The 12,802-nt window shown below is 72.1% G+C and carries 12 protein-coding genes; 4 read left to right on the top strand and 8 right to left on the bottom strand.

Annotated features, from left to right (window positions below):
* The first annotated feature begins 92 nt into the window (after window positions 1-92).
* Both ftsY and BOSE127_RS15455 read left to right on the top strand, forming a co-directional pair.
* Window positions 93-962, top strand: a complete 870-nt coding sequence (gene ftsY / locus BOSE127_RS15460) for a signal recognition particle-docking protein FtsY (RefSeq protein ID WP_017888268.1) — start codon at window positions 93-95, stop codon at window positions 960-962.
* A 107-nt stretch (window positions 963-1,069) separates the two neighbouring features.
* Entirely contained in the window at window positions 1,070-1,228 is a 159-nt protein-coding gene (locus BOSE127_RS15455; RefSeq protein WP_017888269.1) for a hypothetical protein, read from the top strand.
* Window positions 1,229-1,324: 96 nt separating this feature from the next.
* On the opposite strand, the gene BOSE127_RS15450 is transcribed toward BOSE127_RS15455, so the two are convergent.
* The 7 genes from BOSE127_RS15450 to BOSE127_RS15420 all read right to left on the bottom strand — a co-directional run bounded on the left by BOSE127_RS15450 (window position 1,325) and on the right by BOSE127_RS15420 (window position 10,531).
* Window positions 1,325-5,095, bottom strand: coding sequence for an AAA family ATPase (locus tag BOSE127_RS15450; RefSeq protein WP_159557901.1), 3,771 nt, complete (start codon window positions 5,093-5,095; stop codon window positions 1,325-1,327).
* Between the two features lie 31 nt (window positions 5,096-5,126).
* Entirely contained in the window at window positions 5,127-6,098 is a 972-nt protein-coding gene (mutM, locus tag BOSE127_RS15445; RefSeq protein ID WP_017888271.1) for a bifunctional DNA-formamidopyrimidine glycosylase/DNA-(apurinic or apyrimidinic site) lyase, read from the bottom strand.
* Between the two features lie 4 nt (window positions 6,099-6,102).
* Complete coding sequence (gene rnc, locus BOSE127_RS15440; protein WP_017888272.1) at window positions 6,103-6,828, bottom strand: ribonuclease III; 726 nt, start codon at window positions 6,826-6,828, stop codon at window positions 6,103-6,105.
* 13 nt (window positions 6,829-6,841) lie between these two features.
* Entirely contained in the window at window positions 6,842-7,045 is a 204-nt protein-coding gene (rpmF, locus tag BOSE127_RS15435) for a 50S ribosomal protein L32 (protein ID WP_017888273.1), read from the bottom strand.
* Between the two features lie 55 nt (window positions 7,046-7,100).
* Entirely contained in the window at window positions 7,101-7,685 is a 585-nt protein-coding gene (locus tag BOSE127_RS15430; RefSeq protein ID WP_017888274.1) for a YceD family protein, read from the bottom strand.
* A gap of 93 nt (window positions 7,686-7,778) precedes the next feature.
* The gene (coaD, locus tag BOSE127_RS15425; RefSeq protein ID WP_017888275.1) at window positions 7,779-8,264 is read right to left on the bottom strand and encodes a pantetheine-phosphate adenylyltransferase; all 486 of its coding nucleotides are present in this window, start codon (window positions 8,262-8,264) and stop codon (window positions 7,779-7,781) included.
* 38 nt (window positions 8,265-8,302) lie between these two features.
* Entirely contained in the window at window positions 8,303-10,531 is a 2,229-nt protein-coding gene (locus tag BOSE127_RS15420) for an ATP-dependent DNA helicase RecG (protein ID WP_071251635.1), read from the bottom strand.
* A 98-nt stretch (window positions 10,532-10,629) separates the two neighbouring features.
* Between BOSE127_RS15420 and BOSE127_RS15415 the strand changes: the two genes are divergently transcribed.
* Window positions 10,630-11,190, top strand: coding sequence for an RsmD family RNA methyltransferase (locus BOSE127_RS15415; protein WP_017887148.1), 561 nt, complete (start codon window positions 10,630-10,632; stop codon window positions 11,188-11,190).
* A 102-nt stretch (window positions 11,191-11,292) separates the two neighbouring features.
* Here BOSE127_RS15415 and thiL read toward each other — a convergent pair whose 3' ends face one another.
* Entirely contained in the window at window positions 11,293-12,288 is a 996-nt protein-coding gene (gene thiL / locus BOSE127_RS15410) for a thiamine-phosphate kinase (RefSeq protein ID WP_071251634.1), read from the bottom strand.
* Window positions 12,289-12,312: 24 nt separating this feature from the next.
* On the opposite strand from thiL, the gene BOSE127_RS15405 reads away from it, so the two are divergent.
* The gene (locus BOSE127_RS15405; protein WP_017887146.1) at window positions 12,313-12,795 is read left to right on the top strand and encodes a DUF3515 family protein; all 483 of its coding nucleotides are present in this window, start codon (window positions 12,313-12,315) and stop codon (window positions 12,793-12,795) included.
* The last annotated feature ends 7 nt before the right edge of the window (window positions 12,796-12,802 follow it).

Raw genomic sequence — 12,802 nt, 5'->3', positions numbered from 1 at the left:
GTACTGACGGGGTCACCGAGAGGGAATACTCCCCTTCGTGTCCCCGAGCATACCGGGCACAGCGGACATGTGCCGCGCTCTAAGCTGGGAGCATGGCGAGTTCTTGGTCACTGTCCACACGGCTGCGCGGCCTCTTCCAGCGCAAGACGATCGACGAGACCACGTGGGAGGACCTCGAGACCGCCCTGATCGGCGCCGACTTCGGCCCGGACATCTCCGAGGAGATCATCGAGGACCTGCACGCCCGCGTCGACCGGTACGGCACGACCGACCCCGCCGACCTGCAGCGCATGCTCCGCGAGGTCCTCGAGGAACGGCTCTCGAAGCTCGACACCACCCTGAAGCTCAGCGCGCGGCCCGCCGTGGTGCTCGTCGTCGGGGTGAACGGCGTCGGCAAGACCACGACGATCGGCAAGTTCGCCAAGTTCCTGAAGACCTACGACCGCACGGTGCTCGTCGGGGCGGCGGACACGTTCCGCGCCGCGGCGGTCGAGCAGGTCGCCACCTGGGCCCAGCGCGCCGGGGTCGACGTCGTCCGTCCGTCGCAGCCCGGGCAGGACCCCGCATCGGTGGCGTACCAGACCGTCGAGAAGGCGATCCGCGACCAGACCGAGATCGTCGTCATCGACACCGCCGGGCGCCTGCACACCAAGGCCGGGCTGATGGACGAGCTCACCAAGATCAAGCGCGTCGTCGAGAAGCAGACCGAGATCAGCGAGGTCCTGCTCGTCCTCGACGCGACGACCGGCCAGAACGGACTCGCCCAGGCCCAGGCCTTCATCGAGGGCGCCGGCGTGACCGGCCTCGTCATCACGAAGCTCGACGGCTCGGCCAAGGCCGGCTTCGTGCTCAGCGTGCAGGAGAAGACCGGCATCCCGATCAAGCTCATCGGGCAGGGCGAGGGCATCAACGACCTGACGGGCTTCACGCCGCACGTGTTCGTGCAGAACCTCGTCGGCTGAGCGGGCGCGGTCCCGCCGCACGAGCGAACGCGATGCGGCGCCGAGGAGTAGCGTCCCGTTCTGGTCCGGGCATCTGCTCGGTCTCGTTCCAGGGATAGGAGACCCTCATGCCCGCACTGCTGATCATCGCGATCATCGTCGGCCTCGTCCTGCTCTTCAGCGGCATCTTCGTCGGCGCCCTGAAGCTCCTGCTCTGGGTGGGCATCGTGCTCATCCTGCTCGGGATCATCGGCTGGCTGCTCCGGACGATCCGCGGTCGCGCGTAGCGACCCGGCGTCCTGTCCGGACGCACCTGACGGAACAGGAGGCGCGGTGCCAGCTGGCACCGCGCCTCCTGTCTGTCGCGGTCGCGACCAGGGCGCCTACGCGACCGCGTCCGCCGGCTCGCGCTTCTGCACCCGCTGCCCGACGACGGCGGAGACGCCGTCCTGCCGCATCGACACCCCGTACAGGGCGTCCGCGATCTCCATCGTGCGCTTCTGGTGCGTGATGACGATGAGCTGCGACGACTCGCGCAGGCGCTCGAACACGGTCAGCAGACGGCCGAGGTTGGCGTCGTCGAGCGCCGCCTCGACCTCGTCCATGATGTAGAACGGCGACGGCCTCGCGGTGAAGATCGCGACGAGGAGCGCCACCGCAGCCAGCGACCGCTCGCCGCCGGACAGCAGCGTCAGGCGGTCGATCTTCTTGCCGGCGGGCTTCACCTGCACGTCGATCCCGGTGCCGAGCAGGTCGGTCGGGTCGGTCAGGTTGATCGACCCCGAGCCGCCCGGGAACAGGATCGGGAAGATGACGTCGAACGCTTCCTTCGTGTCGTTGAACGCGGACTCGAAGATCGTCTGCATCTTCGTGTCGAGCTCGTCGATGATCGTCAGCAGGTCCGTCCGGGTCTTCTGCAGGTCCTCGAGCTGCTCGGCGAGGAACGCGTGCCGCTGCTCGAGCGCCTGGAACTCCTCGAGCGCGAGCGGGTTCACCTTGCCGAGCTGTCCGAGGTCGCGCTCGGCGGCCTTGAGCCGGCGCTCCTGCTCGGCGCGGACGTAGGGGACGGTCTCGACGTCGGCGGGGTCGATCTCGTCGGTCGTGTCGAACTCGGGCAGGGCGGGGCCGCCGGGCAGGGTGGACGCAGGCTCGACGAGGGCCAGGTCGTCGGCCGGCTCGTCAGTGCCGTCGTCGGTGCTCATCTCTGCGTCTGCGTCTGCGTCTTCGTGCGCGTCCGCGCGGTCCGGCTCGGGCACGCCCGCGGCGTCGGCGGCGACGGCCGCCGCTGCGCGCTCCGCCTCGCGGTGCTTCCGCGCGAGCACCCGCGGGTCCACGAGCACGTCGACCGGCACCGGCACGTGCGGCCCGTACTCGGCCACCAGTACCGCCTCGGTCAGCCCGAGCTCGCTCTGCGCCCGGTCGAGGACGCCGGAGACGTGCAGCTTCTTCTCGTAGATCTCCATCTCGAGGGAGTGCACGCCGTCGGTGATGGTCTGCAGGCGGTCGCGGAGTTCACGTTCCTCGTTGCGGATCGTCTGCAGCTCGGTGTTGCGCTTCGACCGCTCGGCTTCCTCGGTCGCCAGCTGCACCCGCGCCTCGGCCAGCGAACGGTCGACCGCGCCGAGCACCCCGGGCAGGTCGGCGAGCACGGCTTCGGCGGTGCGGATCTGTCCGCGGCGGATCACCGCGAGCCGCGCGGCTTCCTCAGCGGCGGCACGCTCGGCCTCCAGCTGGCGTTCGAGCTGGTCGGCGCGGTTCCGTTCGGCGCGCACCCGCTCGCGCACGGTCTCGACCTGGATGCGCTGCTCGACCTCGGCGGCGCGCGCGGCCTCGAGCGCGTCCTGCAGCGCGGGGCGCTCGGACGCGTCGACCACGGGGCGGTCCTGCTCGGTGAAGGTCCGGTGGGCCGACTCGGCCTCGGCCAGCGCCGCCTCGGCGGTCTCGACGGCACCGTCGGTCTCCGCCAGCGCGGCGCGCAGCCGCTCGACCTCGGCCGCGGCGTTCTCCGCCTTCGCCCGCGTCGACGCACTCGTGCGGTCGTACTCGGCCTTCGCCCGCGTGTACGCCCGGGATGCCGCGTCGGCCTCGTCCGCACGACGGCGTGCGTCCTCGACGGCGCTGCGCGCGGCCTGGAGGCCCGTGGCGGCGTCCTCCGCGTCGGTCGCGATCGCGTCGCGTCGGGTCACGGCGTCGTCGCGCTCCGCGACGAGCTCGATACGCGAGGTCACGCGTTCCCCGCCGCCGGTCACGCGGACCGCACGGACGAGGTCGCCGGACCGCGTGACCACCGTGGCCTGCGGGGCGGCGGTGAGCACCGCCTCCAGGTCGAGGTCGTCGGTCTCCGCGACCAGCGTGTCGCGCAGGATCGACGCGAGCGCCGGCGGTCCCTGCACCAGGTCGGTGGCACGGCGGACGCCGGCCGGCAGGGTCGCGGGCAGAGCGGTGGAGACGGGCACGGCGTCCGCGACGACGACGTCGATCCGGCCGAGGTCAGCGGCACGGGCGTGGTCGACGGCGTCGAGCGCCACACCGCGGCCGTCGGCGAGCACGGCGTCGGCGAGGCCCTCGAGCGCGGTGGCGATCGCGGCCTCGAACCCGGGGGACACCGTCAGGCTGTCGGCCAGGCGACCGACGATGCCCGCGCGGCCGGCGTCGATCAGGGCCTGCGAGCCGTCACGGACCTCGATCGACATGCCGAGCGCGGTGACCCGGGCGTCCAGGGCGTCCCGCTCGCGTTCGAGGGCGTGCAGCCGGTCGCGCTGCTCGTCGCGCGCGCTCTGTGCCCGTTCGAGCTCGGCACGCGCCTGCTCGAGGGTCTGCGCGAGTGCGGCCTCGTCGACACCTTCGGACGGGTCGACCCCGAGTTCGGCGAGGGCCGCCGCAGCACGCTCGGCACGCTCCCCGGCCTCGGCGAGAGCCCGCTCCCGCCGTTCACGGTCGGCGACGGCGGAACCGCGCTTCGACCGCGCGACGTCAACGGCACTGGCGAGCCGCTGCGCCTCGAGGTCGTGCTGCGAGACCCGGGCGGCCTGCGCGGCGATCCGCTCGTCGAGGGCGTCGAGGGCGACCCGGGCGTCCTGCACGGCACGGGCCGTCGTCGCCGAGCCGCCCTGCATCTCGTCGGCACGGGCCGCGAGGCGATCGGCCTCGGCGCGGACCCCGTCCACCTGCTCCTGGGTGACGGTCGGGCCCTGCTGCGGGGCGTCGGCCTGCTGCGCCAGGAACATCAGGCGCTGGTTCGCCAGGCTCGACAGGCCGCGGAGGCGCTCCTGCACGCTCTCGAGCCGGTGCACGACGGTGCGGGCGCGGTCGACGTCGTCGCCGACCATGCTCTGCTCGACGTGCTGCTGGCGCACCCGGGTCTGGTCGAGCCGTTCGGTCAGGACGATGCGCTCGGACTTGCGGCCGGCCTCGACCTCCTGGTGGTCGTGCAGCTCGCGGCGCAGGCGCACCACGTCGTCGGCCAGGATGCGGGCCTTGGCGTCGCGGAAGACCGCGGCGACCGACTGGGCCTTGCGCGCGACCTCGGCCTGTCGCCCGAGGGGCTTCAGCTGCCGCCGGATCTCACCGGCCAGGTCGGACAAGCGGGTCAGGTTGGTCTGCATCGCGTCGAGCTTGCGGAGGGTCTTCTCCTTGCGGCGGCGGTGCTTCAGGATCCCCGCGGCCTCCTCGATGAAGCCGCGGCGGTCCTCCGGCGTGGCGTGCAGCACCTTGTCGAGCTGCCCCTGCCCGACGATCACGTGCATCTCACGGCCCAGGCCGGTGTCGCTCAGCAGCTCCTGCACGTCGAGCAGTCGGCAGTTCTCACCGTTGATGGCGTACTCGCTGCCGCCGTTGCGGAACAGCGTGCGCGCGATCGTCACCTCGGAGTACTCGATCGGCAGCAGGCCGTCGCTGTTGTCGATGGTCAGCAGCACCTGGGCGCGACCGAGCGGACCGCGGGTGGAGGTGCCGGCGAAGATGACGTCCTCCATCTTGCCGCCGCGCAGGGTCTTCGCCCCCTGCTCCCCCATCACCCAGGCCAGGGCGTCCACCACGTTCGACTTGCCGGAGCCGTTCGGGCCGACGATGCACGTCACGCCCGGCTCGAACGCGAACGTCGTCGGCTGCGCGAAGGACTTGAACCCCTTGATGGTCAGGCTCTTCAAGTACATGCGGTCTCCGGATGCTCAGGTTGGCGTCAGGCTAACGCGTGCGGGCACGGGGACGCGGTTGGCACACGGGACAGATGTGGCTCGACCGGTTCATGAAGGCCTCGCGGACGATCGTGGTGCCGCAGCGGGGGCACGGCTTGCCCTGCTGGCCGTAGACGTTCAGGCGCTGCGAGAAGTACCCGGACTGCCCGTTCACGTTGACGTACTGGGCGTCGAAGCTCGTGCCGCCGTCCTCGAGCGCCCGGCGCAGGATGGCGCGGACCTCGTCGAGCAGGCGTCGCAGGTCGGCGCGGGTGAGCCGGTCGGCGGCGCGGTCGTAGTGCAGCTTCGCCGCCCACAGCGACTCGTCGGCGTAGATGTTGCCGATGCCGCTCACGACACCCTGGTCGAGCAGCACCCGCTTGATGCCGCTCGAGCGCTTCCGGGCCATCGCGGTGAACCGGTCGTCGTCGAACGCGGGATCGAGTGGGTCACGCGCGATGTGCGACACCTGGCCGGGCACCCAGCGGCGCCACACGGCGTCGGGGTCGGTCGCGTCGACCTGCCCGCCGAACCCGGCGGGAGCACCGTCGATCGTCGGCACCATCGCGTCGATCGCCATCGAACCGAACGTGCGCTGGTCGACGAACTCGAGCTCCACCGGGGGTTCCGGCGCACCCGCACGGTCGGTGCCCGCGGGCTGCACGTCGATGAGGATCCGCCGGTGCTTCGCCGCCTGCCGACCACGGCCCAGCAGGATCTGCCCGCTCATGCCGAGGTGGGCGACGAGTGCCTCGGGGCGGTCCCCGTCGTGCTCGGGCTGCAGCGGCATCCAGAGGAACTTGCCCCGGCGGACGGCGGCGGCGATGGTGCGACCGGTCAGTCGGTCGGCGAAGTCCTCGGCGGGGCCGTCGTGCCGGGTCAGGGCACGGTCGTCGACCACGTCGACGTGCAGGACCCGCGCGCCGCTGACGGCGGGTTCGAGGCCGGCGCGGACGACCTCGACCTCGGGGAGTTCGGGCACGCGGTCAGGCCGCTCGACCGGACAGCCGCGTCCACGCGTCGAGCGCGGCCGCCATCTCGGCTGCCTTCTTGCTCGACCCGGTGCCGGTGGCGATGTCCTCGCCCTGCAGGACGACCGTGGCCGTGAAGGTCTTGTCGTGGTCCGGGCCGGTCTCGGTGACGCGGTACGCCGGGTTGCCGAGCGAGCGGCTCGAGGCGAGCTCCTGCAGGCTCGTCTTCGGGTCCATCGCGGCGCCGAAGCGGTCCGGGTCGATCATGAGCGGCTCGACCAGACGGAGCACGAGCTCGGTGGCCGGGTCGGGGCCGGCCGACAGGTACGTCGCGCCGATCACGGCTTCGACCGTGTCGGCCAGGATCGACGACTTGTCGCGCCCACCGGTCTGTTCCTCGCCCTTGCCGAGGCGCAGGTAGCGGCCGAGCCCGATCATCCGGGCGATCTCGGCCAGCGCCACGGTCGACACCAGGCTCGCTCGACGCTTGGCGAGGTCGCCTTCGTCGAGGTCGGGGAACGACCGGTAGAGCTTCACGGTCACGGCCTGGCCGAGGATCGAGTCCCCGAGGAACTCGAGGCGCTCGTTGTGCTTGATGCCCCCGTGCTCGTAGGCGTAGGAGCGGTGCGTCAGGGCGAGCTGGAGCAGCTCGAGGTCGATGTCGACCCCGAGGATGCCCTGCAGACGAACGACGTCCGGCCCCGCGGGGCGAGACCCCGCAGCGCCGGACGTTGTCGTCATGCGTTCGGTCCGATCAGACGTCGGCGACCTTGCGGCCCTTGTACTCCATGTACAGGGGCGTGCCGGCCGAGTCCTCGACGACCTTCGCGCGGTGCGGGAGGCTGTAGGTGACCTGACCGTTCTCGATCGTCTTCACGAGCTGGATCGGCGTGGCCTTCCACTGCGAACGACGGGCGTGCGTGTTCGCACGGGACTGCTTGCGCTTGGGAACGGCCATGGTGAATCTCTTTCGGTTGGTCGGTGGTCGGAACGGGGGCTGGCGGTGTCGGGACCTACTCGGTCTCGGCCCGCTCCTCGCCCTCGGTGGTCTTCGGTGCGGTGGTGTCACCGTCGGTGGATCCTGCAGCACTGTCGTCGAGAGCGATCCCGCTGAGCGCTGCCCACCGGGGGTCGATCACCTGACGAGCGGGCTGCTCGCCGAGGTCGGCCAGACGCTCACCCGTCACCGGGTCGAGTCCTGGGCAGTCCGGTCGGCAGACCGGCTGGAACGGCAGCGACAGCACCACCGCATCTCGAACGACCTGTTCGGTGTCCACGTGGTCATCGCGAACGAAGAAGTCGAAATCCTCCGAGGCATCATACGCGAACAGCTCGGCGAAATCGACCTCGATCGGTTCGCTGATGTCGATGAGGCAGCGCGAGCACTCCCCCGCGGCGTCGGCTGAAGCGTGCCCGGACACGAGGACGCCCTCGTGCAGGCCTTCGAGCTTGACGTCGATCCGCAGTTCCGCACCCTGGCGGACGGCGATCAGACCGGCCCCCATCGCGTCGGGCACCTCGATGTCGAGCGAGTGCTCGCGCATCTCGCCCGGCCGGTGCGCGAGGTCGCGCACGCGCAGGGCGTAGGGGCTGTTCACGGGGGAAGACACGATCGACAAGCCTAGCGCGATCCAGGCCGAGAGTCGAGGTGGCGACAGGCGTGTCCGGACGCGGTGCCGCCCCGGGGACGCTCAGCGGGCCGCGAGGGCGTCCGCGACGGTCTTCGGCACGTAGGGCGTGACGTCGCCGCCGAGGGACGACACCTGGCGGATGAGCGAGCTCGACACGTGCGCCCGCGATGCCTCGGGCAGCAGGAACACCGTCTCGACGTCGGCCAGGTGGCGGTTCATGATGGCCATCGGGGTCTCGTACGCGACGTCCTCGCCGGACCGCACGCCCTTCACCAGGACCTTCGCGCCGACCTGCCGGCAGTAGTCGACCAGCAGGCCCGACGTCCATTCGCCGACCGTGACCGTCCCGGGCGCGCCGACCTCGACCAGCGAGTCCCGGATGAGCCGGACCCGGTCGACCGCCTCGAACATCGCCGGCTTCTTGTCGGGGTTGTGCACCACGAGGACGTGCACCTCGTCGAAGAGCCCGGCCGCGCGGCCGATGACGTCGAGGTGCCCGAGGGTGACGGGGTCGAAGGAACCGGGGACCACCGCGATCTGCGCCATGGCAGCGACGATACCGCGCGCGCCGTCGTGCCCCCGGGTCAGTTCTTGCCGAGGAACGCCGCGTCGGACTCGTCGAGGCGCCGGGCGAGCGCGTCACGGAGGGCCGGCGACCCCTCGAGCTCCGGGTCGGGTTCGAGCACCCGCTCGGCTTCTTCGCGCGCGTCGACGATGAGGTCCGCGTGCTCGACCACCCGGAGCAGGTTGAGCGAGGACCGCCCTCCGGACTGTCGTTCACCCAGGACGTCGCCTTCGCGTCGGAGCTCGAGGTCGATCCGGGCGAGCTCGAAGCCGTCGTCCGAGGCGGCCACCGCGTCGACGCGCTCACGCGAGGTGGTCTCGAGCTCGGCCGTGGTGACGAGCAGGCAGACACCGGCCCACTGCCCACGGCCGATGCGACCGCGCAGCTGGTGGAGCTGCGAGACACCGAACCGGTCGGCGTCGAGGACCGCCATCATCGCCGCGTTCGGCACGTCGACCCCGACCTCGATCACGGTCGTGGCCACGACGACGTCGAGGTCACCGGCGGCGAAGGACGTCATCACGCGGTCCTTCTCGTCGGCGGTCATCCGGCCGTGCAGGACCGCGATCGAGCGCCCCTCGAGCGCGGGCATGGTGCGCATCCGCTCGGCCGTGGCGAGGACGGTCGCAGGAGCGCGCTTCGGGGCGTCGGCCTCGGCCTCGGCGGGTTCCGGCTCCCCGTCGTCCTCGGTGTGGGCGTCGTCGATGGCCGGACAGACGACGAACGCCTGCCGGCCCTTCGCGAGTTCCTCGGCCATCCGCGACCAGATCCGGGGCTCCCAGCCGGGGTGCTCCGCCAGCGGGACGGTGAAGGTCTCGACGCCGGCACGCCCCGACGGCATGCCCGTGATGGTCGAGACGTCGAGGTCGCCGAACACGGTCATCGCGACGGTGCGCGGGATCGGTGTGGCCGTGAGCACGAGCACGTGCGGCGGGGTCGTGCCCTTGGTGCGGAGGGCCTCGCGCTGCTCGACGCCGAAGCGGTGCTGCTCGTCGACCACCACGAGTCCGAGCTCGGCGAAGTCCACCCGGTCGCCCAGGAGGGCGTGGGTGCCGACGACCAGCCGTGAGCTGCCCGACACCGCGGCGAGCAGGGCACGACGGCGTTCGTCGGTGGACTGCGACCCCGTCAGGATCACCGGTCGGAGTTCGGCCGCCAGGTCCGGACCGAGGAACTTCACGATGGACCGCAGGTGCTGCGCCGCAAGCACCTCGGTCGGGGCGATGAGCGCGGACTGCCCGCCGGACTCGGCCACGGTGAGCATGGCCCGGATCGCCACGAGGGTCTTGCCGGAACCGACCTCACCCTGGATCAGGCGGTGCATGGGCCAGGTACGGGCGAGGTCGTGGTCGATGTCGGCACCGACGGCACGCTGGTCGTCGGTCAGCGTGAAGGGCAGGGTGGCGTCGAAGCGTTCGAGGATGCCACCGGGAGCGGCCACGCGCGGCGTCGCCGCGGTGCGACGGGCCGCGATCCGGCGCTGCACCAGGGCGGTCTGCAGCACGAACGCCTCGCGGTAGCGCAGGGCGTCCTGCGCGCGCTTGAAGTCGGCGACCTTCTCGGGGCGGTGCAGCAGTTCGAGAGCCCGGCGGAACGGCACGAGGTCGAGCCGGGACCGCGCGGACGCGGGCACGGGGTCGGGCAGGTCCGGCAGGGTGTCGAGGACGATGCCGATGGACTTCGCGATCTGCCACGAGGTGAGCGAGGCCGTCGCCGGGTAGATCGGGATCGGCTGGCGCGACCACCGGATCGCTTCGTCGGAACCGGGGTCGGCGGTGGCCCGTGGGTCGTCCGGGTCGAACAGCTCGTAGTCCGGGTGGGCGAGCTGCCGGGCACCGCGGTAGTCGCTGACCTTGCCGGAGAAGATGCCGCGGGCGCCGGGCACGAGGTCCTTCGTGCGCCATCCCTGGTTGAAGAACGTCAGGGTGAGCAGCCCCTTGCCGTCACCGATCTTCGCTTCGAGGATGGAGCCACGACGCGCGCGCATCGTGCGTTCGCGGACGTCGACCACCTCGGCCACGATGGTGACCGGTTCGCCGATCGCGAGCGAGTCGAGGGCCGTCAGCGCACCACGCTCGGCGTACCGACGCGGCGCGTGCTCGAGGAACTCCCCCACCGTGCGGTAGCCGAAGGCCTTCTCGATCGCGGTCGCCGTCCGACCGCCGAGGACGTTCGCGAGCCGCGCGTCGAGCGGCGCCGGACCGAGGTCGGGCGCGGCCGGCGCAGCGGGGGTTCCGGAGGTGACCACGGTCCAACGGTACCGGGCACGACCGACCCCACCCGCGCCTCCCGAACGGGCCTGTGGAGAACGCCGGAACGGACCCGCCGGGCCGATACGGTGGCTGCATGACCCGCATCATCGCCGGCGCCGCCGGCTCCCTGACGCTCCGCGTGCCGAAGTCCGGCACCCGGCCGACGAGCGACCGCGTGCGTGAGGCGCTGTTCTCGTCGCTCGAGGCGCGGGGACTGGTCGAGGACACGTCGGTGGCCGACCTGTACGCGGGCACGGGCGCGCTCGGGCTCGAAGCGGCGTCGCGCGGGGCCGTCGAGGTGGTCCTGGTGGACCGGGCGTCCGCAGCGGCGCAGGCGTGCCGGGCGAACGCGAAGGCGGTGCAGCAGCGGATCCCCGGTGTCCGGATCGACGTGCAGCCGCAGCCCGTGCTCGGGTACCTGCGCGGAACCGTCCGCACCTTCGACCTGGTGTTCATCGACCCGCCCTACGACGTCACGGAGCACGAGCTCGCCGAGGTGCTCGAGGCGCTGGCGCCGAAGCTGACTCCCGACGCCGTCGTCGTGGTCGAGCGGAGCAAGCGCTCCCCCGAACCCACCTGGCCGACGGGGCTCGCGCCGTTCAGCAAGCGCAGCTACGGCGAGACCGTCGCGTGGGAGGCCGTCGCCGCCGACTGAGGCGCGGTGCGCCTGTGCACGCGCTCTGCGACAGTGCACGTGTCGAACGACGCGTGTCCTGTCGCAACACGGTCCTGCACCGACCGGATCGGGTCAGCCGGGTCAGCCGGCGGCGCCGTCCCAGTCGGCGTAGGGGTCCCAGCCGGTCGTCGGCACCGGGGAACCGGCGCGCAACAGGTCTGCGTCGCCACGCTCCCGCACGACGCCGATGCGGCGGAAGCCCCCGGGCAGGACGACGTCGGCGGGGAACGTGGCGAGGAGTCCGTGGTCCTCGCCGCCGTGCAGCGCGGCGTCGTCGAGTTCGGCCTCGGCGTCGATCTCCAGCGTGACGCGGCTCGCGCGCGCCAGCCGGCCGGCATCGATCGCCAGGCCGTCCGACAGGTCGAGCATCGCGGTGGCCCCCGTCTGCGCGGCGAGCGGGCCGTCGGCGATCGGCGGTACCGGGCGACGCTGCCGTCCGACGTCGGGGTCCGTGTCGGCGCCGCTCGTCACGGTCGCTGCGCGGTCCGGTTCGCCCCGGTCGTCCACGCCGTCGCGGAACAGCCGGGACAGCCCACGTGCGGCACGACCCGTCTCGCCGGACACCGCGAGCACGTCACCGACCCCGGCGCCCGACCGCAGCACGGGTGCGAGGCCGCGCAGGTCCCCGAAGGCGGTGACGGTGACCGTGAACGTGGCCGAGGTGGAGAGGTCCCCACCGACCACCCCGCACCCCGGCGCGAGCGCGTCGACGGCGAGCCGGAAGCCGTCGGCGATGCCCTCGAGGACCGCGACGGGGGTGTCCTGCGGCGCTGCCAGGGCGATCACGAGGCCACTCGGCACCGCACCCATCGCCGCGACGTCGGAGAGGTTCGTGGCGGCGGCCTTCCACCCGACGTCCGTCGGCGACGACCATGCCCACCGGAAGTCCGGACCGTGGACCATCATGTCGGTCGTGACGACGAACCGACCGTCGGGTGCTGCCACCACCGCGCAGTCGTCACCGGGGCCGAGGATCGGCGTCCCGGTCGGCAGGCGGCTCGTGATCCGGTCGAGGACGACGAGTTCGCCGAGCTCCCCCACCGTCGGTCCGTTCCAGGCGTCGTCCGTCGCGTCCACACGAGAACGGTAGCCTGGACGGCGATGGACACCGCGCGCCGCACCCCTCGGACCCTCGCGATCGTCGGGGTCGTGATCACCCTCGCCGCCGGGCTGACCGGGTGCACGAACGCCGTCTCGATGACCGCAGCGCCGTCGGCCGACGCCGCAGCGTGTGCCGCCGTGCAGGTCCGACTGCCCGCGACCGTGGGCTCCAAGTTCGACCTGCGGAACACGAACGCACAGGCCACGGCGGCCTGGGGCGACCCCGAGGTGGCGATCTACCACTGCGGCGTCGCCGTGCCCACCGTGTCCGACCTGCCGTGCTTCTCGCAGGGCGGCGTCGACTGGATCCGCGACGACCGCGGCGACCAGGTCGTCTTCACCACGTTCGGACGGTCGCCGGCCGTGCAGGTCGTCGTCGACTCGACGAAGACCACGTCGGTCGTGCAGGAGCTGTCCGACGCCGTGTCGTCGCTGCCGAAGGACGGACACGAGTGCCTCGACCCGGCGGACGTGCAGGGCTGACCGACCT

Source organism: Curtobacterium sp. 8I-2 (assembly GCF_902506155.1).
GTDB classification, from domain to species: Bacteria; Actinomycetota; Actinomycetes; order Actinomycetales; family Microbacteriaceae; genus Curtobacterium; species Curtobacterium poinsettiae.
The sequence above is the reverse complement of the archived record's forward strand: the minus strand, read 5'-3'. Positions and strand labels throughout refer to the sequence as shown.